This is a genomic window from Spirosoma oryzae (assembly GCF_003002825.1).
Lineage (GTDB): Bacteria > Bacteroidota > Bacteroidia > Cytophagales > Spirosomataceae > Spirosoma > Spirosoma oryzae.
On sequence record NZ_PVTE01000005.1, the window covers coordinates 309375 to 331533 of the forward strand.

A 22159-nucleotide genomic window follows, 5' to 3' on the forward strand; every position below is an offset into this window, starting at 1 on the left:
TCTAAACGACATACGCTGATTACGGAATCAGGACGGTGTCGATAACGTGGATAACGCCGTTCGACTGATTGACGTCGGGGATGGTGACGGTAGCGGTGTTGCCTTTCGCGTCTACCAGTTCAACTTTCTTGCCTTTCATCGTGGCCGTCAGTGATTCGCCGTTGACGGTTTTCAGGGCTGTTTTGCCTTTGCCGTCTTTAATCATTTTCATCAGCTCTTCCGCGCTAACCTTGCCTGGTACCACGTGGTAGGTCAGGACGCTGGTCAGTTGTTCCTTGTTCTCCGGCTTCAACAGCGACTCGATCGTACCTTTCGGCACTTTGTCGAAGGCTTTGTTCGTTGGTGCAAATACCGTGAACGGTCCTGGGCCCGATAGTGTCTCGACCAAGCCAGCGGCTTTAACAGCAGCTACCAGCGTGGTGTGGTCTTTCGAATTGACGGCATTTTCAACGATGTTCTTCGACGGATACATCGGCGCACCGCCAACCATGACCGTTTTTTCCTGAGCAAATGAAACCTGGCAAAACGCCAGAAGCGCGATTAATGAGAAAAAAAGTTTGGTAATCTTCATTGTAAGCATGTCAGGTGGTTTTGTGTAATGACCCAACTGCCAGACTTACGGCAGACAGACACAGCTTAGATTGGTTTACGCCAAAAAAAACGTCGATTAGGAAGTTATCCTGTTGACTAATAGAATATTGCGCAATGTGAAAAAATGATGAGTAGTCAATTTAGCTAGGTTCATCTACTGATAAACCCGGTTGAAACTACTCAGGATGGAGTTTTGTACGGGTACTAAAATCAGCCAGTATCACTTGTCTGTCAGCTAGCCGGACAGGCGAAGCAATTGGTGGCCCAGTTCCTGAAATGACTGCTGAAGCCGTAGAGTTTGTTTTGGCGATGGAAACTCTTTCCCACTGATGAACCGGTTGATCGTAGTTAGGTCAATTCCGGAGAGATCAGCAATGTGCGTAGCACGCAGCTGCCGCAGGAACGACCATAGTTCAGTCATGTCATGGCGTATATCGAATGCAAGCGTTTCGGGCAAGCCACAGCAGGCGCTTGTCGGATCTACCAACAGACCAGTGAGTATGGTGCGGACCTGCGTTGTCAGACAGGTGGTATCAGTACCCCGGACAACCAGAAACAACCCATCCAGACTTACCCGTCCCCAAAGCCCGTCGGCGGATTTTTCAATGATTAGTTCCAGCGACTGCACACGTGACAACGCCTGCCTCCAGTTGGGAAATGACTGTGTCTGATTGACGCGACGCATCAGGGCGTCGAAGGTTCCGGTGGATAATGGAATGGGACTTTGGGCAGGAAGTACAATGAGACGATCGTCGGACTGAGCGTCGTCAGGGGTCAATAGTTGAATTTGACTCGTTCTGGTGATTAATCGCCAACCCCGGTTCATGAGCAGCTTGTTGACGACAACTAATTTCATATGCGTAGATCGATATGGTAAAACAAGTACCGGGAAACGGATAGTAACCCAAGCCTATCGGTAGATAAGGCAAAGGCTTAGATCAACGCTGTGTGCAAGTTTGTGACCAGATCGCAGATTAGTGAATAGTATTTTTCGAAAAATGAGCACAAGCGACCGGTCTGTTTATATGGTTATAAAAAAATAACGATTTGTACTATCTTCTGTAAATCCGATCAATACAACAATACGTATATGGTCATATATCAATCGAGCTACACGCTTTTTGTGTTAGTCAATGGTATAACCCATACCATCGGTTTTGCTACCGAAAATCCGTGAAACTGTTGGTTATAAACCATTTATGTCCACCCCGGAATCGCGCGTTGGCACGTTGGGATGGACATAAAGTCAGGGATTAATTCGACGATACGATTGCCGGAATACGGCGCTATCGGGTCGCTGTCCTTTGGTTAACGAATGGCGTACTGAACCTGATCAATGGCATTGTGTACAGCGTTCGTCAGTGTTTTCCAGAAAGAAGACCGATGCGCCGAATTGGCTGTACGGTAAATTGTTTCAGGGCTGTTATCAATCGCATTATAGTAAATGACCCGGTCTTCAGTCATCTCAACAATCGACAGAATATCGTTGGCCTTCGCCACGCCCGCATCCAGAAGGCCGACGAGGTGCAGACGAGCATCAGCAAGCGTACGCGTCTGAAGAAACGTCGTCGTCATGCCATTGTTGTGAACGGTCAGGTAAGGGAGCATGGTGGTTGGTCTGGTATAAAATGCTGTATGTCAGGTCTATAATTCGTTTACAAGCACCGTGCTAAGTCGGAGGATACACATGCGCATGTATACGTACTACTGTATTTGTAAAGAGTAGGGCGGTTAGTTGAGAAATAAGCTACCTCCTTATAGAGAAAGGCAGGAAACCAAATAACTCAGTATTGCCTACTTAAGCCATATCGTTACTGTATTGCTTACTATACTGACTGGTATTGGTCAAAAGCGTCACTACTATTTGCTGGCTATTTTTTACAGAATCACGACTTGACCTGGTAGTTGATGACGATGGCCTGTCAGGATGGCGTTTCCTCCGAGGGTAGGCCGTCAGTCGGCGGTTTCTCGGTAGCAGGTGATTCTTCTGGTTGCAACTCCATTGTCCTTATCAGTCGCTTGTTAACGGATCAATAAAGCAATGACGGTTGCGTTATTGACTATGGCAATGCAGCCTGGTTCGTGGGGCAAGTCCTTGTTCCGAATCAGTTAAACCGGAATGCGTATAAAGTGAACGCAGATGCCGTTCTTTGCCATTGGGATCATAACTGCTGCTGTGGTGATGAGCCCTACGGTTCGTGCTGGCTAGTGCTTGCCCCGGTTGATACCCGTCAGCCAAACCGGCGGCATTAGCTGAAGAACTCGCGACCGTTATACCAATTGCGTTCAGGGTGTGTCGGAAGCCACTCGTACACGTACCAGAACATAAGAATTATCGCAGAGTTGTATGCTTGTTACTGGCAAGTCTGCGGCTATAGTACCTACATTATGAGCCTTTGGCAAACAATTCGGCAAGCAATCGTCCCATCACAGTCAGCCGTGGTGAGTGTGCCGGCAGATGCCTGCTTTTGGCGTGTCGACATGCATTCGCACCTGATTCCCGGTGTCGACGATGGCGTCAGTTCGCCTGAAGAGTCGCTGACGTGCATGCAGAAGCTTGCCGACTGGGGAATTGACAAGATCATTACAACGCCCCACGTCAGCCGCGACTGGTATCCCAACCGATCCGACACATTGCGGGCCGCACAGGCCGACTTACAGGCGATAGCGACCGATAACGGGCTTGCTTTGCAAATTGAGATAGCGGCTGAGTACATGCTCGATGAGTTCTTCCCGGATCTGGTTGCCAACGATGATCTGCTGACGTTTGGAGCCGAACGGTACGTACTCGTTGAACTGGGTTGGGCAGCTGCCCCCCGGCAGGTCGACGAACTGCTGTTTCGTATGCAGACAAAAGGGTACTCGCCCGTTCTGGCACATCCCGAGCGGTACGCGTATCTCTACGATGACACTACGTTGCTGACGACCCTGCACGAAAACGGCTGTCTGTTTCAGCTAAATTGGATGTCGGTGGCAGGGCGGTACGGCGAGCGGGCGCAGCAGCATGCCCGGCAGTTGCTGAAAAAGGAATGGGTCGACTTTATCGGTAGCGATATGCACCGCCCGTACGATCTGAAAACGATGGAAGCGCTGTTCTCATCGGCCGATTACGAACTGCTGAAAAAGCAGCCCCTCCGCAACGCGTCACTTCGCTGACGCTTACTTACCGAACGAACAGCCTGCCAAATCGCCTGAACGTTGCGGACGAGCGATTGGCTCGACAGGAATGGTGTTCATAACTGCCTGAAGTTCACTGTAAAAGTCATCTTTTGACAGCGATAATAGCGTCGACAGTGGTTTCGTCTTGACTGCGGAAGGGCGGAGCGGAAGGATATCGGGCATGGTGGTTAACGAAAGCGGTCTTGGAACGTATATAGTAAAGCAACGGCATATGGGCCATTCTATGTGTATACGTATTCGAGTTGTTGACTGGATTTAAGGTTTTTTAGGAATAAAGAAGTATTCCGTTAAGTATGAGCCGTAAGACGCTTTAGTAAGCGGTACGTCACGTTAGTTTATGAATCGCCGGATTTTTACTCGTTCGCTTGTCACCCTACCCATCCTGCCAGTTAGCCTGCCAGCCAGTAACGAACCAACCAGGACCGCCGATGAACGGACCTATTGGCGGCAAACGCTGCTACGGACTGTTGATCCCGTATTAACTGCCCTGAGTCGGGGACAACTGCGGGCGCAGATGCCCATCGAAGCCGTTGCGGGTGGTAAAGCTGGTCGGGCGGAGGTATCTCACCTGGAAGCGATTGGCCGGTCGGTAGCGGGGCTGGCCCCCTGGCTGGAACTTGCTGCCGACGACAGTGAGCGGGCAGTGCAGCAACGGTATCAGCAACTGACGCGTGACGCCATTGCGCAGGCTGTCGATCCGGCCTCGCCCGACTTCATGAACTTCACCAAGGGCGGGCAACCTGTAGTCGATACGGCGTTTCTGGCGCACGGCCTGTTGCGGGCACCTGTGCAGTTGTGGGAACGTCTGCCGAGTCGCACCAAAGAGCAGCTAGTGCAGGCATTTCAGAGCAGCCGGGCTATCAAACCCGTGTACAGCAACTGGCTGCTGTTCAGCGCAATTATCGAAGCCGCGTTGCTGAAATTTACCGGCTCGGGCGACCTGATGCGGATGGATTATGCCATCAAACAGCACCTCAACTGGTACAAGGGTGATGGCGCGTACGGCGACGGGCCAGATTTCCACTGGGATTATTACAACAGCTATGTTATCCAGCCGATGCTACTCGACGTGGTGCAGACGCTGGTTGATGCAGGAAAGGAAGACAAGACGCTGCTGGCCACGTTACGTACGCGGGCACAGCGCTATGCCGCTGTGCAGGAGCGGCTCATTGCGCCCGACGGGTCGTTTGCGGCCTTTGGGCGGTCGCTGGCGTATCGTTGCGGGGCGTTTCAACTGCTGGGGCAGGTGGCGTTACAGCGGAACCTGCCCACCGATCTGCCACCCGCGCAAGTACGCAGTGCGATGACGGCCGTTATTCGCCGGACGATGGAGCCGGCCGGTACGTACGACGCCAATGGCTGGCTTCAGATCGGTCTGTGTGGCCATCAGCCCGCCATTGGGGAGGGCTACATCTCGACGGGTAGTCTGTATCTGTGTACGGTGGGCTTTTTACCACTGGGTCTTCCCACCACCGATCCGTTCTGGGCTGGCCCGGCGCAGGACTGGACCGCTAAAAAAATATGGTCGGGACAAGACGTCCCGACCGATCATGCGATTCACTAAGCAACTAGCTTACCGGGCCAGCCCGTCCCGGCGGGCGCGTTCGTAAATGCGCTCGGAGCGGGCTTTGCTGTCGGGGTGGCTCGACATCAGTTCAGCTACTTTACCGCCCTGACTGCCACCGCTGAGTTTGGCCAGCTTTTCGAAGGACGTCGCCAGCGCAATGACGTTTTTACCATTGCGTTTCAAAAAGTCGTAGCTATAATCGTCGGCCTGACTTTCCTGATCACGGCTGAACTTAGCCCCTAAGAAGCCGTCGAATACATCGCCCAACTGTGAGCGCGACAGCCGACCTATAGCGCCAGGCCCTGCCCCGAGGGCGTTGCGAACCGCTGACCGGCGCAGGGCACTTTTCATGGCATCCCGCGAATCCTGGTTGATGACATGGCCGATTTCGTGGCCGATTACCGCCAGTACTTCGTCATCGCTCATCAGGTCCATCAGACCTTTGAACACCCGGACGCTGCCATCGGCGGTCGCAAACGCGTTAACGTCTTTCACCGCGTACACCTTATAGTTGATTGGAATACCGTCGATGGTACGAAATGGACCGACGATGCGGTTCAGGCGCTGTGTGTACGGGTCGTTCGCGCCGGCTACCGGGTTTTTAGCGTCCATCTGTTGAACGGCCTGTTTTGAGTATTGCGCAACCTGTTCGTTGCTTATCGTCACCGAGCCGATAGCGTCGGCAACGGCCTGTCCCAGCCCCTGCGCGTTGCTAACGACGGGTAAACTACCCATCATACAGAAAAGAATGATCAGCTTTTTCATCGTGTGTAGAGTAGGCAAAACTTGATTTGCTGTACCTATTGACTGACGAAGTAGGGTAAAAGTTTAACCAAACAGGTCAGTCCCATCGTCTGGTAAGACAAGTCGGTACGCTGCAATCAATACCGCCGGATTCGTTTTCGATACCAACGTCTGCTTGTCACCAGCCAGCGTTCCAGGGAAGTCAGGCGGTTCCAGTGCAGACTAAAATAGGGCTCTTCCCGCGCGCCAAAACTACGGTAAAAGCCTGCAATTGATGGTTTCTCCGGACTTTCAAAGTCGAAGATAAGGGACTGACCGGCCTGCGCCTGTATGTAACGATCGAGCAGTAACGTCCGGGCGTTTCCCCGCCGGCCCGTCTCGGACGCTGCGTTGAACAGATAAATCGCGCGGCCGTTGCTCGTTGCCAGCAGCATGCCCGCTTCGGTTTGCCCGTTCAATTGCGCGTATTGTAATGTCGCCAGTCCACGCTTGTGTAGTTCTACTAGTAGTTGTCGAAGTAGCGCGTAGGCCCAGTCGGCGACGCCCCCGTCGATGGTATGGGCGTGGTGCTGCCGAAACAGGGTCAGCAGGGGTTCCGGGTCCGTACTGTCGATGAGTTGCCAGGGTTGTCGGTGGGCGCGCTGCCGGTTGAGTCGGCGGTCGGGGGTGTAGTTAGTCAGAAGCTGCGCGTAGCCGACAGACAGATCGAGCACGTGCGTCGTACGGGTCTGCACCGTCAGCGTTGCCAGGGTGGGTTGAACGCGCAAGGCCAGTCGGGAACCATAGCGGAACTGCTGCACAACGGCGGCTACGAAAGGTGTCGGGTCGAGCTGGGCGTCGCGGCTAAACACGTCCAGAAAGGGGCAGAACAGCGGCTGATGGACGACCCACCGTCTGGCTTTCCGGCGCAGGGGAATGGGCATCACGGCCGTGTAACGACCTTGCGCATCCAGCTGAACCAGCGCCTGCCATTGCCAGTTGGGAGCAGGCAGCACCGCGTCGAGGTACCAGCTGTAGCCGTAAAGGAGCGGATGGCTTGCGTTGGCCACGCAGTCATCCCAGGCGCGGGTATCGAGCTGCGACCGGCGGAGCAGGGTAGGAGACACGGCTGCGTCGTCGCTACTTGAACAAGGCTTTCAGCTTTTCCACGGCGTTGCGCGTTTCCGACGGCTTGGCGACCAGATCGCTGATTGTCTGCACGGCGTGAATGACGGTGCTGTGGTCGCGTCCGCCAAAGTGGTACCCGATGGATTTGAGCGACAGGTCCGTTTTTTCCTTCGCCAGATACATGGCTACCTGACGCGGATGAACCAGCTCGCGCTTACGGCTCTTGGCTTTCAGATCGGCCACCGTCACGTTGAAATAATCGGCAACGGCTTCCTGCACCGAGTCGATGGTCACTTCACGCTCGGAATCCTCGACAATGTTGCGCAACGTACTCTTGGCCAGCTCCAGGTCGATGTCGCGCCGGTTGAGCGATGCCTGCGCCATAAGCGATACGATCACCCCCTCCAGTTCGCGGACGTTGGTATTGACGCTGTGGGCCAGGTATTCGATCACGGCGTCTTCGATGTAAATACCCTCGGCCTGTAACTTTTTCTGGATAATCGCAATGCGCGTTTCGAGATCCGGCGTCTGTAAATCTGCCGATAAGCCCCATTTGAAGCGCGATAACAATCGGTCCTCCAATCCGTCGAGGGCGCGGGGTGCCCGGTCCGATGTCATGATGATCTGCTTGCCCGACTGGTGCAGGTGGTTGAAGATATGGAAGAAGATTTCCTGCGTCTTTTCCTTTTTCTGAAGGAACTGCACATCGTCGATCACCAGCACGTCGACCTGCATGTAGAACGACGTGAAATCGCGGATACCATCGGTCCGGACGGCGTTGAGAAACTGGTTGGTAAACTTTTCCGACGTGACGTACAGGACGAACTTGTTCTGGCTGTTGTTCTTGATGTAGTTGCCGATGGCCTGCACCAGGTGCGTTTTCCCTAGTCCAACGCCACCGTAAATCATCAGCGGGTTGAACGACGTCACACCCGGCCGCTCGGCTACCGCGTAGCCCGCCGACCGGGCCAGCCGGTTGCAGTCGCCTTCGACGTAATTGTCGAACGTGTAGGTCGGGTTGAGGTAGGAGTCAAGCGTCAGCGAATCGAGATCCTTTAGCTGGAACGGGCTTTTCAGAATGTCGGGGTTGACGTTGTCGGGCTTGGCCGTCTGGGGCGATTTGGTCGTCGGGACGTTGACCGTCAGTGGGCGGTTCTGCTCGTTTCCTTTGTCAACGATGATCGAGTATTCGAGCTGTCCTTCGCGACCGATTGCCGTGTCGAGGGCCCGGCGCAGGGCATGCACGAAATTTTCTTCCAGCCACTCGTAAAAAAACTCACTGGGTACCTGAATCGTCAGAATTGTTCCGTTGAGTCGAAGGGGTACGATTGGCTCAAACCAGGTGTTGAAACTTTGCTCCGGTACGATGTCCCGAATCACGGCCAGGCAACGGTTCCATACCGTCGTTACTTCGCGTTGTGGGCCGGGTTGGTGAGTTCCGTTCACGGATAAAGTGATGCGTTACGTTATGGGATGCGAAAAAGGGAGACAAATGTAGGGAAATATCTGGCCCGGTGAGCAGTTTCGATCCTTGTCAGGCGAAAATACCGCGAAACGAGGGCTGGGTCAACGCTCCACGGTAATCCCTTTGAATAATACAAACCGACCGTGGCCCAGCAGTACAGGGACGCAACATTGTCCTGAAAAAGAGAAAGTACTACTTTTACCCGTAATAAGGCAACATAACCCGGTATGAACACGTCTTCATCACGACACGATACGCGCACTGACTTCAGCGACTGGCAACAGCAGGTCCGTCGGGAATTAAACGACGAACGGGCCGATGAAGGACTGCGCTGGGCAACACCGGAGGGCTTTACGCTGGAACCGTACTACACCGCCGACGCCCTGACCAGTTTGCCGCTGGACACGCTTCAGTCGGCGCAGCGCTCTAACGCCGGCTGGCTCAACGCGCCCGAACAAGTTGTACAGGATGCCACCCAGGCGAATGCGTCCTTGCGGCAGGCGCTCGGCGGGGGAGCCGATGCACTCGTGCTGACGATGCCCGACTCGGTAGATCAGGCGCAGCTGACGCGCTTGCTCAAGGACATCAAACTGAGCGAAACGCCCGTCTTTTTTCAGACGGATCAACCTGACAAATTGCTCAATACGTTGCAAACCGTCGCGCCCTATCGATGGCGGGGTGGTCTGTTGAGCGACCCAGTTGCGCAATACGTCCGTACCGGACTTGTAGCACAATCGCAACAAACGGCCGATGCGACCCGGCTGGCAGTAAACGCTCCCCATTTCCGAACCATCTGTATCAGCAGCCATGTGTTTCATAACGCCGGGGCGACGGCAACGCAGGAACTGGCTTTCCTGCTCGGTAACCTGACCGATCAGTACGACGCCCTGACGGATGCTAGTTTGCCAGTCGATGAATTGGTAAGCCGGACCATGCTGTCGGTGTCGGTCGGGACGAGTTATTTTCTGGAGATTGCCAAGCTACGGGCGTTGCGGGTGCTGTGGTTTCGGCTGATGGGGCAGTACAAACAGGCCAGCGTACCGGCTCCGTATGTTCACGCGCAGACGTCGACGTTTTACGACGCGAAGGCTACCCCCAACACCAACCTGCTCCGCTCGACAACCGAAGCGATGGCGGCCGTTATCGGTGGCGCGGACGTGCTGACGGTTCACCCTTTCGACGCGGTATTAACTACCCCGTCGGCCTTTAGCGAACGCATTGCCCGGAACGTGTCGGTGTTGCTGAAAGCCGAAAGCTACCTGGATAAAGTCGCCGATCCGTCGGCGGGTTCGTACTACATCGAAACGTTGACGCATCAGCTAGTCGAAGGAGCCTGGGCATTATTCCTGACGGTAGAACAGCAGGGAGGTGTACTGACTGGTCTGGCGTCCGGCTGGATTGCCGAACAGATCGAGCAGGCCTGGCAGGCTAAAGTCGAGTCTGTACGGCAGGGGCGGGTACTGGTCGGGGTCACCAAATTTCGCTACGACGAGCCAACTGCCGGTTCATCAAGCACAGTTGCTCCCGAACAAACGGGTCTGCTTCCCGACCGTCGGCTGGCGGCTGAATTTGAAAGCTAATTTGGTAACAGTAGCCGCGTTGATATTCAACACAGAGGCACGGAGAACACAGAAACCGTTTGGCTTGACTGGAAAATCGACGTGCATGCATCGGAATAAGCAAACATCTTTGTGCCCTCTGTGACTCTGTGTTTTAAACTAGCGATAACGAACGATGGCAAAGCGGTGGGTTGAACGATATGAATTCTTTCAAAAAGCATTAGGACAGTTGGTGGCGGGCTTGGCTGCCTATCCAGACTTGAATGAACTGGAAAAGGACGGTGCTATTCTACGTTTCGAATTCACCTTCGAACTGGCTTGGAAAACACTACAGGATTACTTGGCGCAGGAATCGGGTTATGTAGATGTGAAAGGTCCGCGTGTCGTTATCAAGCAGGCTATTCAGGATGGCTTTTTGGCTGACGGTCATCTGTGGCTGCAAATGCTTTTGGACCGTAACGAATTGACGCATAGCTACGACGAAGAAAAAAGCCGGGTTGTGTTGGAAGCAATCAGTACCACCTATGTCGGCTTGCTTACGAAGCTGGACAAGTCGCTAGCCAGTAAACTATGAACTACGGACTGCGCGATACGGACCTTGACTATATGCTGACGCTATTCCGGCGGGAGCCGGCGATCGAGCAGGTGTGGCTGTACGGATCGCGGGCAAAAGGGACCAATCGGCCCGGTGCCGACGTAGATCTGGCGCTCATTGGTGAGCAGATTACCCGACAGACGGTGGGCTGGATTCATAGTGTACTGGACGACGAAAGCCCCATCCCGTATTTTTTCGATGTTATCCACTGGAATACCATTGCTAACGACAAGTTAAAGCAGGAAATTCAGCGAACCGGGCAGCTCATTTATCAGCGGTAACCGGTTGCCGACCTGACCGATAAGTACTTATGAAACCCGACTTCATCAACCCCGTTCCGCCTGCGTCAGCGCAGCCGTCGCCAGTCGCCGATAAACCGTTTGTGACGGCGGAAGGAATTACCATCGCCACGCATACTGAAGCCACGAGTCCGTTTGCGGGCGATCAGGCTGGTATTCCGCCGTATCTGCGTGGCCCCTACGCCAGTATGTACGTGCGGCAACCCTGGACCGTCCGGCAGTATGCGGGCTTTTCGACGGCGGAAGAATCGAACGCATTTTACCGGCGGAATCTGGCTGCCGGACAAAAAGGCTTGTCGGTTGCTTTCGATCTGGCTACCCACCGGGGTTACGACTCCGATCACCCGCGCGTCGTGGGCGATGTCGGTAAGGCGGGCGTCGCGATCGACACGGTCGAGGATATGAAAATCCTGTTCGATCAGATTCCCCTCGATCAGATGTCGGTGTCGATGACGATGAATGGGGCGGTACTGCCGATCATGGCGTTTTACATCGTCGCGGCTGAAGAACAGGGCGTCGCGCCGGATAAGCTGTCGGGAACGATTCAGAACGATATTCTGAAGGAGTTCATGGTGCGTAATACATACATCTACCCGCCCGAACCGTCGATGCGGATCGTGGGCGATATTTTCGCCTATACCAGCCGGCACATGCCCCGCTTCAACTCGATCAGTATCAGCGGGTACCATATGCACGAAGCGGGTGCGCCGGCGCATATCGAGCTGGCTTATACACTGGCCGACGGACTGGAATACATTCGAACGGGGCTGCGGGCGGGGATGAACATTGATGCGTTTGCGCCCCGGCTGTCGTTTTTCTGGGGTATCGGCATGAATCACTTCATGGAGATTGCCAAGCTGCGGGCCGGGCGGCTGCTATGGGCGCGCATCGTGAAGCAGTTCGCGCCCAATAACCCGAAGTCGATGGCGTTACGGACGCATTGCCAAACCTCCGGCTACAGCCTGACCGAACAGGACCCATTCAACAACGTTGCCCGGACAACGATCGAAGCATTGGCCGCTGCGCTGGGTGGAACGCAGAGTTTACACACAAACTCGCTTGACGAAGCCATTGCCCTACCCACTGATTTTTCCGCCCGTATCGCGCGGAACACGCAGCTGTATTTGCAGCAGGAAACCGACATCACGCGTGCCATCGACCCCTGGGGCGGCTCGTATTACGTCGACTACCTGACGAAGCAACTGGCTGAAAAAGCGTGGGTGCTGATCGAGGAAGTCGAACAACTGGGCGGTATGACCAAAGCCATCGATACCGGACTGCCCAAACTGCGCATCGAAGAAGCGGCTGCCCGCAAACAGGCTCGTATCGACGCGGGGAAAGACGTGATCGTGGGTGTGAACCGCTATCAACCCGATTCGCAGACCGATATCGAACTGCTTGAAGTTGATAACAAAGCCGTTCGCGACGCACAGCTCAGCCGGCTGGCGCGGGTGAAGGCTGAACGTGATTCGGGCCGGGTTAAGCAGGCGCTGGCGGCCCTGACGCAGGCGGCTAACCCCACCCCCGCCCCCTCCCCATTAGGGAGGGGGGACAAGTCACTCAGTAGTTCTCCCCTCCCTAATGGGGAGGGGGCGGGGGTGGGGTCCGACCATACCGACAACCTGTTGGCGCTGGCGGTCGAAGCGGCCCGGTGCCGGGCTACGCTGGGCGAAATTTCGGATGCGCTGGAACAGGCGTTCGGGCGGCACCGGGCGACTATCCGGGCTGTATCGGGCATTTATTCGGCGGAGGTGTCGGACGATGAAAACTTCCGGCTGGCGCGTCAGCTCAGCGATCGATTCGCCGAACTCGACGGCCGTCGGCCCCGGATTCTGGTGGCCAAGATGGGGCAGGATGGGCACGACCGGGGGGCCAAGATTATCGCGACCAGTTTTGCCGATCTGGGTTTCGATGTCGATATGGGCCCTTTGTTTCAGACGCCCGCCGAAGTGGCCCGGCAAGCCGCTGAGAACGATGTACACATCGTCGGCGTATCGAGTCTGGCGGCTGGCCACAAAACGCTGGTTCCGCAGCTGATCGATGAGCTGGCGAAGCTCGACCGAGCCGACATCATGGTGATTGCGGGGGGCGTTATCCCGGCCGGCGACTACCAGTTTTTGTACGACGCTGGCGTTAAAGGCATATTTGGGCCCGGTACGGTTATTTCCGTGGCGGCTCAGAAGATATTGAACGAGCTGATGGCCGAGCTAGCCTGAGTGCCTGTTTCGCTACTGTATACCGGCCAATGATTGTGTCCTGTCAATCGTTGGCCGGTATTTTGGTTGCGATCACGCGTTGCTTCACGAACAAGTCAATCATGACACGGTTTCGCTTACTGAACCAGTCAATGATGCACGATGTAGCCAACCGTTCGCTGAACGAAATTCATCGTATACCGCTCAAAAACGCATTTATTTGTCGCTGAGATCGACGCTTCATCATGGAAAATACGCTGACAACGGAGCAAAAAATCAGGCAGGCGGCAACCAAAGTATTTCTGGAAAAAGGGTTCGATGGAACGACAACCCGCGACATTGCCGGCGAAGCGGGCATGAACGTCGCCCTGCTGAATTATTACTTCCGCAGCAAGCAGAAGCTGTTCGACTCCGTCTTTGACGAAATGTTGCAACTCTTCTTCGACGGTATCAAGACCGTACTCGATCAACCGATTCCCCTCAAAGACAAGGTCATTGCCCTGATCGACCATGACTTCAGCATGTTTCGGAAAAGCCCGGCGCTGGTCATTTTCGTACTGAGCGAATTGCACCGTAACCCGGATCGGTTTGTGCCTACGATTATCGGGGCGGAAGGTCAATTTATGCCGCATTTTCAGCAGCAGCTGGAAGAAGCGCATCAGGCTGGCCTTATTCGATCGATTGATGCCGCCCATTTGATGAGTATCATATCCGCCAGCACGCAGTTCATCTTCGTCAATAAAAGTATGCACATGAAAGTCTGGGGACAGACTGACAGGGAGTTTGAAGCATTCGCACTGGAGCACAAAAAGCTGGTCTGCGATATGATTATAAACTACTTGTTTATCACTTAAGGAGTGATTTTTTCTTTTTTGACCAAGAATTAAACAATTGATTAAGTAATCTGATTGAATCATTTGTTTGCCAGGCCGGCCACAGTAGCTGCAAAAACAGACCGCTGTAGGGCCTGGGTGATCAGGTGACGGCGCGCTGGACAATCGTACAACGGCGATCTGGTCATACAGGTCAGCGGTGCGGGTAGACCGTCGCGGTCAAACGACTGGTCGTTACGCAAACACAAAATCAGTTTAATACCTAGTTAACTCCCCAAAACAATCACGTTATGAAAAATCTGTTAGCTGTCCCACTCGCTGCCGTTTTCCTACTTGGTCTACAGGTTGCAAAGGCTCAATCGGTTACTGTACCGAATGCCGAAAGTACCCCCGAAGTAGCTGCCGTTACAACCACTACCGACGCTGGCGGCACCAACGGCGTAGCGCCTACCGAAACGAAGCGGGCGCAAGCCGATTACAAAAACTTTGCTTTCGGCATCTACGCGGGGCTGAATTCGACCAAGCTTCCCGGTGAAAGCAACAGCTCGAACGGGAATATTTCGGGCCGACTAGGTTATCAGGCCGGTTTCTTCGTCCGGGGCGGTGGCCGTCTGTTTGGTCAGATCGGTGCTGAATACTTTGCGTCAAGTTCAAACTATTTCACGGCCGGGTCGGGGCAGAGTGTTGCCAATATCCAGGATCAGATCAATATTCAGTACGTTCAGGTACCTGTATACATCGGGTACAAACTGACGGAATCGGACCGGGGTATCTCGGCCGTTCGGGTACAGTTGGGGGTTGAATACGCGAACCGGATCAACTCGAACAGTAACTCGTTCAACCTAAGCAACGGAGAAATCAAGAGCGGTACTTTCAACGGCCTGGGTCAACTTGGTCTGGACGCGGGTCCGGTATTTCTGGATTTGACTTACCACTACGGCTTCAGCGATGCAATCAGCGGTACCGGTTTCAACGGTTCAGCGCGCCGGATTCTGAGCGCCAGCGTTGGTTTCAAATTCTAGGCGACACTGAATTACACCCAAAGCCGCCGGTCTATACGTAGATCGGCGGCTTTTTTTATGCTGAAAAAATCGGCCGGTGTGTCAAGGGGCCGGATAGCGTCTGATGGCAGCAGCAATGCGTGTGGCTGCATAGCCGTCCCAGTATGGTATGGCCTGCGTGCGTTCCGGTGGGTTTGCCAGTAACGAGTCAACCGCCTGTAGTACGTTGTCGATGGTCATGTCGGGCTGAAGCCGGTTAGTGCCCAGCGCAATCGTTACAGGGCGCTCGGTCGAGGGACGGAGTGTCAGGCAGGGTACGTTCAGGTAGGTCGTTTCTTCCTGTACACCACCCGAGTCGGTCAGGACAAGGGTTGCCTGTTCCAGCAGGTTCAGAAACTCCAGATAACCTTGTGGTTTTAGGACCATCACGCCGGGCAGCCTTGTCAGCCGTTCCAATAAGCCAAACCGGGCTGCGTTTGTGCGCGTGCGCGGATGGAGCGGAAACACCACCGGCTGTCGTTCCGCGAGTTTGGTAACCAGTTCGATCAGGGTACGTAACCCGGCTTCCGAATCGACGTTGGCGGGGCGGTGCATCGTCAGCAACAGATAGCCCTTCGGCGTCAACCCCAGCGAGCCGACCGTATTGAGCGCCGTAGCCTGCGGGCGATAGTGAATGAGCGAATCGATCATGACGTTGCCGACCAGCCTGATTGTTTCATCGGCGATGCCCTCACGCCGGAGGTTATCTACGCCCGATTGTTCCGTTACGAATAGCAGATCGGCCAGTTGATCCGTCAGGATTCGGTTAATTTCTTCGGGCATTTGCCGGTCGCCGGAGCGAAGGCCGGCTTCGACATGCGCCACCCGAACGCCCAGCCGTACGGCCACCAGCGCGCTCGCCAGTGTACTGGTCACATCACCTACGACCACGAGCCAGTCGGGCCGTTCGGTCACCAGAATCGGTTCGAGCCGCAGCAGGATGTCTGCCGTTTGCCGGGTGGGTGAACCACGATCGATGCCGAGGTAGTAGTCAGGGCGGGGTAGGTCGAGTTGCGCAAAAAAGAGAGCGCTCATCCGGGCGTCGTATTGCTGACCCGTATGAATGAGCTTCGCATCGAAGGCCGGTTCCGTCCGAAAGGCACGGTGCAGAGCCGCTACTTTGACAAAGTTGGGCCGGGCTCCGACGATGGAAATAAGCTTCACGGAGTAAACTGGGTAAAATTCGGTAGTCCGGCGATCGATGGTTAGGCAGCCATTGCCTGGTAGACAAACTGCCACTGATCGACGTTGGCGTTGATGTCGAACCGCTGCCGGGCCAGGGCTATGGCTTTCGTGCGGTACTGTTGGTAGTGCTCGGTCGACAGGGTCAGGTAGTACTCAACGGCCTGTTGCAGGGCGTCGGGGTTACCGGCTACCCAACTACCGGCCTGCTCGGCTTCCAGCACTTCCCAGGGCGTTCCCGTCGATGCGATGACTGGTGTTCCCTGCACCAGCGACTCCAGCACGACGTTGCCAAAACTTTCCGACTTCGACGGTAAAATCGTGACGAGCGCATCGGCATAAAACTGGTCTTTGATCGGACCCGTCACCAGGCCAGAAAACACAATCTTCCGGTGCAGACCAAGCCGCCGAATCTGCTCACGGAGCTGTTGTGCATAGACCGGGTCGGATTCGGGGCCGGCAATGATCAGTTCGTAGTCGCTATTCCGAAACAGGGTCGATTGGCCAAGCGCATCAATTAGTTTGTCGATGGCTTTGATTGGGTGGATGCGGCCCATAAACAGCATGTACGGCCGGGCTTTGCGCGACACCGGAATCGGGATGTCCATCATGTTGCGTACCTCACTCACCATCGCCAGTGGCCCGAACTGCTGGCGGATATACCCGACTTCGGCCGGGCAGGTGGCGTGGAAAAGTATCTTTTTGCGTAGCCCCCAGATCAAACGCAGCACCAACCGCTTGATTCGGGGGCTGTAGTCCAGTGCGGGCGGACTCAACTCACCGTGGGGCGACCAGATGACCGGCTTCCCCAGTAGCAGGGACAGTACCGCCAGTACCAGCGAACTCGGGTAAAACAGGCTGTTGAGGTGGACGATGTCGGCTTTCTGCATGGTACGCCAGCCGTACCAGATGTGCCGGAAAGGCAGGTAGAAATGCGGATTTCGTGTGTAGATGACCTGCCCGCAGTCCATTGTCAGCCAGCGATCGGGTGGGGTAGATGATTGTTGGCCCTGTGCTGTTGCCACCACGAATACGGAATGACCCGCGCGGGTCAGGGCGCGGGCCTGCCAATAGATCGTGTTGCTCGGACCGCCTATGTGGCAGGGATAAAACCAATCGGCCGACATCAGAATGGTCATACAAACTAGATGGTTAATGGTGCGGAATCAGGCGTTGGTACTGCTCCCGATAGCGGCTGGCAATCGTGTCAGGGGCAAATCGACGGGCGTTTCGGTAGCCGGCTTCGATTAACTGTTGCCGGTATACGTCGTCATCGATCAACTGCCTGATGCCTTGCCGAATGGCCTCCGTATCGGTTGGGTCGACCAGGTGAGCAGCTCCGTCGGCTACGTCGCGCAGGGGCGCAATCGCCGACGTCAGCACCACCCGGCCAACGCGATTCGCTTCTGCAATAGGCATGCCGAAGCCTTCATATGTTGACGCGAACGTTACCACGTCTGCGCGGACGTATAGCGCTACCACATCGGCTAAATCGAGATGCTGGTACGACTCGTAGTCGATACCGCTTCCTCTCAGCCTGTCGCGTAGGTCGGGTGCGATCGGCCCCAGCAGTAGCAGTGTACAGGGAATGTGCTTCAGCGCGTCGAGCAGGCGGGCTACGTTCTTGTGCGGTGCCGTACCGATCTGTAAAAGCACCGGTTTTTCGGTCGAAAAAGGTTTGGACTGTGGTCGGAATGCCGGATTGACAGCGTTTGGTACGATTACGATTTTATCCGCTATCCGGCCGAGGTAGCGCCGTAAATCCCGGCGGGTTTTCTCCGAAATCGCTGTCACGACACTGGCCCGGCGGATGGGGAGGTAGTACCAGAATAGCCAGAAGAAGGCGTACCGCAGGGGGCTATGCCGAAAACGTTCGAGCGGAATGCAGTCGTGAATGGTCAATACAGTGCGCGACGCGGGTAGTGCCAGTACGGCGTAGTGTACGTCGCCGGTTACGTGGATCACCCCGTCGAACCGCTGCCGCCGGATGAAGCGAAGGTTATGCCAGACTTCACGCAGCCCCCGGCTGATGCGTGGCAAATAAACAGCGTTGGGTACCGTGCCCGTTTGTTCGCCCACCGCCTGTCGAACCGTAGCGAACAGCGTTTCGATGCTGTGACCGGTGCCGGGGCTACGAAACAGATAAGTGATCCGCATGCCGGTTACAAGCGAACGGAAAAACGACCCAGCAACCAGTAAAGGACCATCAGGAATAGCGTGTTGTTCAGCAGGCTACCCCAGGTTGAGAGCAGGTCGGTTTCCATCGTCAGACATCCGATGAAGAGCATGGGTAGCCATAGTATGATTGTTGGGCGGGTGGTGGCGACTTGACATACTAACTGAAATGCGTAGCCGAGCAGCAAGCCGTAGCCCAGGGCAAATAGTATGCCCCCGTAGCCGAAGTTAACGTAGCCTTCGCCCAGTGGCGATAAATTGATGCTTGTGTTTTCCGACTGTGGCAGCGACGTAAAGCGCCGAATATTTTCGTAGCCACCCGTCTGTGGTTTGTTGGCCCATAGAAAACGGGGGACGAAAGGATGCATCAGCGATAGCAGCACTTCACCGTTGGCATACGGTTCGTGGAGTGGTACTTTCGCCATGGCACTACCAATCATCAATCCCTGGTTGAACCGCGTGAACGAACGGTAAAAGTGAATGGGCGTCAGCAGTTTTGCGGGATCGCTTAACCGATCGGCAATCAGTTCGCCCATCAGACTGGCATCACCGCTGCGTTCCTGTCGCGAATAACCCCAGGTATTGTGGCGATACTCGGCTTTCAGGGACTGGATCAGCAGCAGCAAAGCAAAAGCGAACGTGACAAATACGGCCTTGACTTTCCCCGATAACGGGGTTGTCCGACCTGCCATCAGAAACAGCGTGAGGAGCATGAGCCAGAAGAACAGCTCGCCGAACATACCTTCGCGAACGGTGTAGGCACCCAGTACGAGCCCGACCAGCCCGACGATGGGCCAGCGCAGCGGGCTCCGCGCGTACCAGTTGTACAGGACGCTGATATACAGACAGTACGAGGGGATGTAGCTGACAAACGTCGGCGCTCCCGGCATAACCGTGCGGACGCCGAAGCCTGCCAGCCCGATCAGGAACAGGATGACACCGGCCCGTTGGTTGTCGCCCAGCGCATCGATGGCTGACTGAATCGCTTTCTGGTGATCTACGTGTGCGGCCGTGGTGCGGTTCCAGGCCATCAAGCCCAGATAGAACAGGCTAAACGCGGGTAGGGCATAGCTGAAATACGTGTTTGACTCGATGGGCATTGACGACGGTAGCAGCCAATAAGTCGTTGCGGGCACCAGCAAGATTTCCAGTGCCGCAACAAAGGCGATACAGGCCAGCAGGGCAATTCGGCGACTGATTTGATCGACGAACGTGAAGAACAGGTACAAGGGCAGGGCAAAGGCAACGGATTCCAGGATGGTGCCCTCCCAGCCGTCGTAGGCTATCCAGAAAAGAACCAGCGTTGTCAATAGACGCTTCATGGCGTGAGGTGGCTCAGAGCTGTTGCCGGGTGTATCCGTACCGTTTCTGGCCGGCGAAACAGCCAATACGCGATGGCGAACTGGGTAGCATAGCCAATCATCGTAGCCCATGCCGCGCCGGCGATACCCAGCCGGGGAATCAGTAGCACATTGAATGCCAGGTTCACGACCACGCCAGACAGCGTGTGCCACAGGACGTAGCGCGTTTGGCCGAAGGCGTACCACTTCAGTTCGAGCAGGTGAATGCTGGTCAGAAACAGGTATCCGGTAGCGACGATGGGCGCGATAGCCATCGCCTGCCCGTATTGGTTCGACAGCAGTAACGTACCAATCAGGTTACGGCCCAGGAAAAAGGCAAGACACGCCAGCCCCGTACCCGGCATGTAGTGCCGCAGGTAGCGGAACACCAGCGCATTGACCATTGAAACCGGCTGATTATCCCGGCGAAGTGCCAGCATTCGGGGCGACAGGAAGGCCAGCAACGGTGTGCTTAGTAGCAGAAGTTTCGCGCCAAGACTATAGCCCATCGCGTATTGCCCGACGTCGGCATCGGTCAGGTATAGCCGAATCAGGTAGCGGTCAGCGTAGTTGAGCAGCCACGCACACAGGGCCATGCCAAACAGGGGTGTCACATAGCGACGATAGGTCTGGACAAGTTGTGGTCGGTTGGGTAGGGGCGAAGGCGTATGGCGGATCAGCTTGTACAGGGGAGTCACTGACAATAGGGCAAACAAGCCGTTGACCAGCGCCATCGACTGCCAAAGCCCGGTGGTCGTGTACTGATGCAGTCCGATAACCAGCCCCCCAAACGACACCAGCATACCAGCCGCGTAGCCCATCTGCAACCGGGCGAACGACCGATGCTGCCCCTGCGCGTTGCGATAGTCGGTACCAAATTGATAGAAACCCTGTCCCACGGCCGCCAGCCACACCAGCCCGAACAGCGAATTTCGGAAATAGAGACCCGCCAGCAGCGCGACCAGCGGCAGCAGAATCGTAAACAGTGCCAGTAAAAGTTGACCGTAGAACCGGACGACCGTCGTGCGCGAAAACTGCCCGAGTGCCGATTTGAATGACTGAATCGTAGGCGTGACAAGTAGACTGTGCACGAAGGTCATTCCCGCCAGTAGCAGACTGTATTCACCCCATACGTCGGGCGAAATGTACAGGGCGGTTAGCTTGCCGTAGATAAGGCCCAACCCTGCTGACAGGCCCTGCCCACTGAGTAGCGTCAGCAGGGGGGCGAACCGGGTGGGTACCGAAAGGGGATTAGCGAACCGGCCGATCTTCATACGACGGGGGCAGGCTGTGCCCGGTTATACGCAGCAACTGCCCGACGCGCTGATCGAACGTGTGGTGCTGCTGAAAATGGGCGTGTTGACTAGCGGCCAGTGCGTGCCGCTCGGCGGGACGGGCCAGATAATACCGGATCATGTCGATCGCTTCGGTTATCGTCCGGTAGGTGACCCGTTCGGCTGGCACACCGCTGTACTCGTCGAGCGTTGCCTTATAGTCGCAGAGTTGAAACGCACCAATGCCGTTGATTTCGAAATACTTCTGATTGGCTGACGAGATTTCGGCGTAATGGAAATTGTTAAACACGATCCGGGCACCATACAGCAGCCGGTTTTTCTCGTCGCCTACCAGGTACCGCCCCAGAAACGCGGCTCGCACTGATGTGGGCAGATACGGCCCTTCGCTACCGAAGACGGTTACGCGAATACCCGCCTGCTGCAACTGCCCGACCATGCGGGCGCGGTAGGCGTACAGGCCTCCGTATAGCAGCACGTCGATATTGGTTTGCTGTTCAGCGTCGGCTTTGTCGAGGTCAGGGCGACGGTGCAGGCGCGGGTTAAAGCCTTCGGGCAGGTAGTGTGCATTCAGCCCCGCTTTGTCGCGCAGGAACTCGGCGATGTACGGTTCTTTCGTGAAATAGTGGTCGAAGTCGGCGGCAATGATCTGCTGTTTTTCCAGGTTCGACAGGGCGTCGGGGTTGACCTGGGCCACCGTAGCGCCAGGCAGCAACTGCTTTACGACGTCCACAAAAACCGGGTGCAGATGCCGGTACACGACCAGCACCAGATCCGGCCTCTCGGTAGCTACCCGGCGGGCCAGTTGCGTACACATAGCCCGGTCGTAGGACTCGACAAACCGACTGGCCCAGTAGTGTGCTTTACGCGCCAGCGTGTACTGACCCGCTCCGTCGATAATGAGCGCCTGTCCACCCAGCGCCCGCACGGAATCGGCCAGATGGTATTCCAGCGAATCAAATGCGCAACTGCCGACGATAACGGTTTTCATGTCA

The 22159-nt window shown here is 55.5% G+C and carries 21 protein-coding genes; 8 read left to right on the forward strand and 13 right to left on the reverse strand.

All coding sequences use genetic code 11. The features are described 5' to 3' along the window. Nucleotides 1-19: 19 nt before the first annotated feature. The 3 genes from CLV58_RS07785 to CLV58_RS07795 form a co-directional block, all read right to left on the reverse strand. Nucleotides 20-571 carry a fasciclin domain-containing protein gene (locus tag CLV58_RS07785; RefSeq protein ID WP_106137223.1) on the reverse strand — a complete coding sequence of 184 codons (552 nt, stop codon included), beginning with the start codon at nucleotides 569-571 and terminating at the stop codon, nucleotides 20-22. 255 nt (nucleotides 572-826) lie between these two features. Beyond that, on the reverse strand, nucleotides 827-1447 hold the full coding sequence (locus tag CLV58_RS07790) for a hypothetical protein (RefSeq protein WP_106137224.1): 621 nt from the start codon (nucleotides 1445-1447) through the stop codon (nucleotides 827-829). A 452-nt stretch (nucleotides 1448-1899) separates the two neighbouring features. Further along, complete coding sequence (locus CLV58_RS07795) at nucleotides 1900-2199, reverse strand: hypothetical protein (protein WP_106137225.1); 300 nt, start codon at nucleotides 2197-2199, stop codon at nucleotides 1900-1902. Nucleotides 2200-2979: 780 nt separating this feature from the next. Between CLV58_RS07795 and CLV58_RS07800 the strand changes: the two genes are divergently transcribed. Further along, complete coding sequence (locus CLV58_RS07800; RefSeq protein ID WP_245882260.1) at nucleotides 2980-3747, forward strand: tyrosine-protein phosphatase; 768 nt, start codon at nucleotides 2980-2982, stop codon at nucleotides 3745-3747. A gap of 3 nt (nucleotides 3748-3750) precedes the next feature. Here the strand turns inward: CLV58_RS07800 and CLV58_RS27970 are convergent, their stop codons facing one another. Continuing rightward, nucleotides 3751-3933, reverse strand: a complete 183-nt coding sequence (locus CLV58_RS27970; RefSeq protein WP_146141387.1) for a hypothetical protein — start codon at nucleotides 3931-3933, stop codon at nucleotides 3751-3753. 175 nt (nucleotides 3934-4108) lie between these two features. On the opposite strand from CLV58_RS27970, the gene CLV58_RS07805 reads away from it, so the two are divergent. After that, a complete protein-coding gene (locus CLV58_RS07805) occupies nucleotides 4109-5335 on the forward strand; it encodes a DUF2264 domain-containing protein (RefSeq protein ID WP_106137226.1) in 1227 nt (408 codons plus the stop codon). 9 nt (nucleotides 5336-5344) lie between these two features. On the opposite strand, the gene CLV58_RS07810 is transcribed toward CLV58_RS07805, so the two are convergent. From CLV58_RS07810 to dnaA, 3 genes are all read right to left on the reverse strand, one after another. Then, on the reverse strand, nucleotides 5345-6103 hold the full coding sequence (locus CLV58_RS07810) for a M48 family metallopeptidase (protein WP_106137227.1): 759 nt from the start codon (nucleotides 6101-6103) through the stop codon (nucleotides 5345-5347). A gap of 116 nt (nucleotides 6104-6219) precedes the next feature. Next, the gene (locus CLV58_RS07815; RefSeq protein ID WP_245882261.1) at nucleotides 6220-7188 is read right to left on the reverse strand and encodes a GNAT family N-acetyltransferase; all 969 of its coding nucleotides are present in this window, start codon (nucleotides 7186-7188) and stop codon (nucleotides 6220-6222) included. A gap of 13 nt (nucleotides 7189-7201) precedes the next feature. Next, complete coding sequence (gene dnaA, locus CLV58_RS07820; protein WP_106137228.1) at nucleotides 7202-8635, reverse strand: chromosomal replication initiator protein DnaA; 1434 nt, start codon at nucleotides 8633-8635, stop codon at nucleotides 7202-7204. Nucleotides 8636-8881: 246 nt separating this feature from the next. Here dnaA and CLV58_RS07825 point away from each other — a divergent pair, with 246 nt between their 5' ends. The 6 genes from CLV58_RS07825 to CLV58_RS07855 all read left to right on the forward strand — a co-directional run bounded on the left by CLV58_RS07825 (nucleotide 8882) and on the right by CLV58_RS07855 (nucleotide 15157). Further along, nucleotides 8882-10234: a methylmalonyl-CoA mutase family protein gene (locus CLV58_RS07825; protein ID WP_106137229.1), complete on the forward strand. Its 1353-nt coding sequence runs from the start codon at nucleotides 8882-8884 to the stop codon at nucleotides 10232-10234. Between the two features lie 154 nt (nucleotides 10235-10388). Then, complete coding sequence (locus tag CLV58_RS07830; protein ID WP_106137230.1) at nucleotides 10389-10787, forward strand: nucleotidyltransferase substrate binding protein; 399 nt, start codon at nucleotides 10389-10391, stop codon at nucleotides 10785-10787. Then, complete coding sequence (locus CLV58_RS07835; RefSeq protein WP_106137231.1) at nucleotides 10784-11089, forward strand: nucleotidyltransferase domain-containing protein; 306 nt, start codon at nucleotides 10784-10786, stop codon at nucleotides 11087-11089. The genes CLV58_RS07830 and CLV58_RS07835 overlap by 4 nt, the downstream gene beginning before the upstream one ends. Before the next feature lie 29 nt (nucleotides 11090-11118). Then, nucleotides 11119-13323, forward strand: coding sequence for a methylmalonyl-CoA mutase (gene scpA / locus CLV58_RS07840; RefSeq protein ID WP_106137232.1), 2205 nt, complete (start codon nucleotides 11119-11121; stop codon nucleotides 13321-13323). 224 nt (nucleotides 13324-13547) lie between these two features. Further along, nucleotides 13548-14156 (forward strand): TetR/AcrR family transcriptional regulator, encoded by a 609-nt coding sequence (locus CLV58_RS07850; RefSeq protein ID WP_106137234.1) that lies wholly within the window; start codon nucleotides 13548-13550, stop codon nucleotides 14154-14156. Between the two features lie 269 nt (nucleotides 14157-14425). Then, on the forward strand, nucleotides 14426-15157 hold the full coding sequence (locus tag CLV58_RS07855) for a porin family protein (protein ID WP_245882262.1): 732 nt from the start codon (nucleotides 14426-14428) through the stop codon (nucleotides 15155-15157). A gap of 81 nt (nucleotides 15158-15238) precedes the next feature. On the opposite strand, the gene wecB is transcribed toward CLV58_RS07855, so the two are convergent. The 6 genes from wecB to CLV58_RS07885 are packed head-to-tail and all read right to left on the reverse strand — an operon-like array spanning nucleotide 15239 to nucleotide 22155. Then, nucleotides 15239-16339: a non-hydrolyzing UDP-N-acetylglucosamine 2-epimerase gene (gene wecB / locus CLV58_RS07860; RefSeq protein WP_106137235.1), complete on the reverse strand. Its 1101-nt coding sequence runs from the start codon at nucleotides 16337-16339 to the stop codon at nucleotides 15239-15241. Between the two features lie 41 nt (nucleotides 16340-16380). Next, complete coding sequence (locus CLV58_RS07865; RefSeq protein ID WP_106137236.1) at nucleotides 16381-17496, reverse strand: glycosyltransferase family 4 protein; 1116 nt, start codon at nucleotides 17494-17496, stop codon at nucleotides 16381-16383. A gap of 13 nt (nucleotides 17497-17509) precedes the next feature. Next, nucleotides 17510-18514, reverse strand: coding sequence for a glycosyltransferase family 4 protein (locus CLV58_RS07870; protein ID WP_106137237.1), 1005 nt, complete (start codon nucleotides 18512-18514; stop codon nucleotides 17510-17512). Nucleotides 18515-18519: 5 nt separating this feature from the next. After that, nucleotides 18520-19854, reverse strand: a complete 1335-nt coding sequence (locus CLV58_RS07875) for a hypothetical protein (RefSeq protein WP_106137238.1) — start codon at nucleotides 19852-19854, stop codon at nucleotides 18520-18522. Next, a complete protein-coding gene (locus CLV58_RS07880) occupies nucleotides 19851-21146 on the reverse strand; it encodes a lipopolysaccharide biosynthesis protein (protein ID WP_106137239.1) in 1296 nt (431 codons plus the stop codon). The genes CLV58_RS07875 and CLV58_RS07880 overlap by 4 nt, the downstream gene beginning before the upstream one ends. Next, complete coding sequence (locus CLV58_RS07885; RefSeq protein WP_106137240.1) at nucleotides 21124-22155, reverse strand: CgeB family protein; 1032 nt, start codon at nucleotides 22153-22155, stop codon at nucleotides 21124-21126. The genes CLV58_RS07880 and CLV58_RS07885 overlap by 23 nt, the downstream gene beginning before the upstream one ends. Nucleotides 22156-22159 lie beyond the last annotated feature (4 nt).

Excerpts from the sequence above, each read along its gene's own strand:
- CLV58_RS07785 (WP_106137223.1), bottom strand. The coding sequence starts at position 571 with ATGAAGATTACCAAACTTTTTTTCTCATTAATCGCGCTTCTGGCGTTT.
- CLV58_RS07790 (WP_106137224.1), bottom strand. The coding sequence starts at position 1,447 with ATGAAATTAGTTGTCGTCAACAAGCTGCTCATGAACCGGGGTTGGCGA.
- CLV58_RS07795 (WP_106137225.1), bottom strand. The coding sequence starts at position 2,199 with ATGCTCCCTTACCTGACCGTTCACAACAATGGCATGACGACGACGTTT.
- CLV58_RS07800 (WP_245882260.1), top strand. The coding sequence starts at position 2,980 with ATGAGCCTTTGGCAAACAATTCGGCAAGCAATCGTCCCATCACAGTCA.
- CLV58_RS27970 (WP_146141387.1), bottom strand. The coding sequence starts at position 3,933 with ATGCCCGATATCCTTCCGCTCCGCCCTTCCGCAGTCAAGACGAAACCA.
- CLV58_RS07805 (WP_106137226.1), top strand. The coding sequence starts at position 4,109 with ATGAATCGCCGGATTTTTACTCGTTCGCTTGTCACCCTACCCATCCTG.
- CLV58_RS07810 (WP_106137227.1), bottom strand. The coding sequence starts at position 6,103 with ATGAAAAAGCTGATCATTCTTTTCTGTATGATGGGTAGTTTACCCGTC.
- CLV58_RS07825 (WP_106137229.1), top strand. The coding sequence starts at position 8,882 with ATGAACACGTCTTCATCACGACACGATACGCGCACTGACTTCAGCGAC.
- CLV58_RS07830 (WP_106137230.1), top strand. The coding sequence starts at position 10,389 with ATGGCAAAGCGGTGGGTTGAACGATATGAATTCTTTCAAAAAGCATTA.
- CLV58_RS07835 (WP_106137231.1), top strand. The coding sequence starts at position 10,784 with ATGAACTACGGACTGCGCGATACGGACCTTGACTATATGCTGACGCTA.
- scpA (WP_106137232.1), top strand. The coding sequence starts at position 11,119 with ATGAAACCCGACTTCATCAACCCCGTTCCGCCTGCGTCAGCGCAGCCG.
- CLV58_RS07850 (WP_106137234.1), top strand. The coding sequence starts at position 13,548 with ATGGAAAATACGCTGACAACGGAGCAAAAAATCAGGCAGGCGGCAACC.
- CLV58_RS07855 (WP_245882262.1), top strand. The coding sequence starts at position 14,426 with ATGAAAAATCTGTTAGCTGTCCCACTCGCTGCCGTTTTCCTACTTGGT.
- CLV58_RS07865 (WP_106137236.1), bottom strand. The coding sequence starts at position 17,496 with ATGACCATTCTGATGTCGGCCGATTGGTTTTATCCCTGCCACATAGGC.
- CLV58_RS07870 (WP_106137237.1), bottom strand. The coding sequence starts at position 18,514 with ATGCGGATCACTTATCTGTTTCGTAGCCCCGGCACCGGTCACAGCATC.
- CLV58_RS07875 (WP_106137238.1), bottom strand. The coding sequence starts at position 19,854 with ATGAAGCGTCTATTGACAACGCTGGTTCTTTTCTGGATAGCCTACGAC.
- CLV58_RS07880 (WP_106137239.1), bottom strand. The coding sequence starts at position 21,146 with ATGAAGATCGGCCGGTTCGCTAATCCCCTTTCGGTACCCACCCGGTTC.
- CLV58_RS07885 (WP_106137240.1), bottom strand. The coding sequence starts at position 22,155 with ATGAAAACCGTTATCGTCGGCAGTTGCGCATTTGATTCGCTGGAATAC.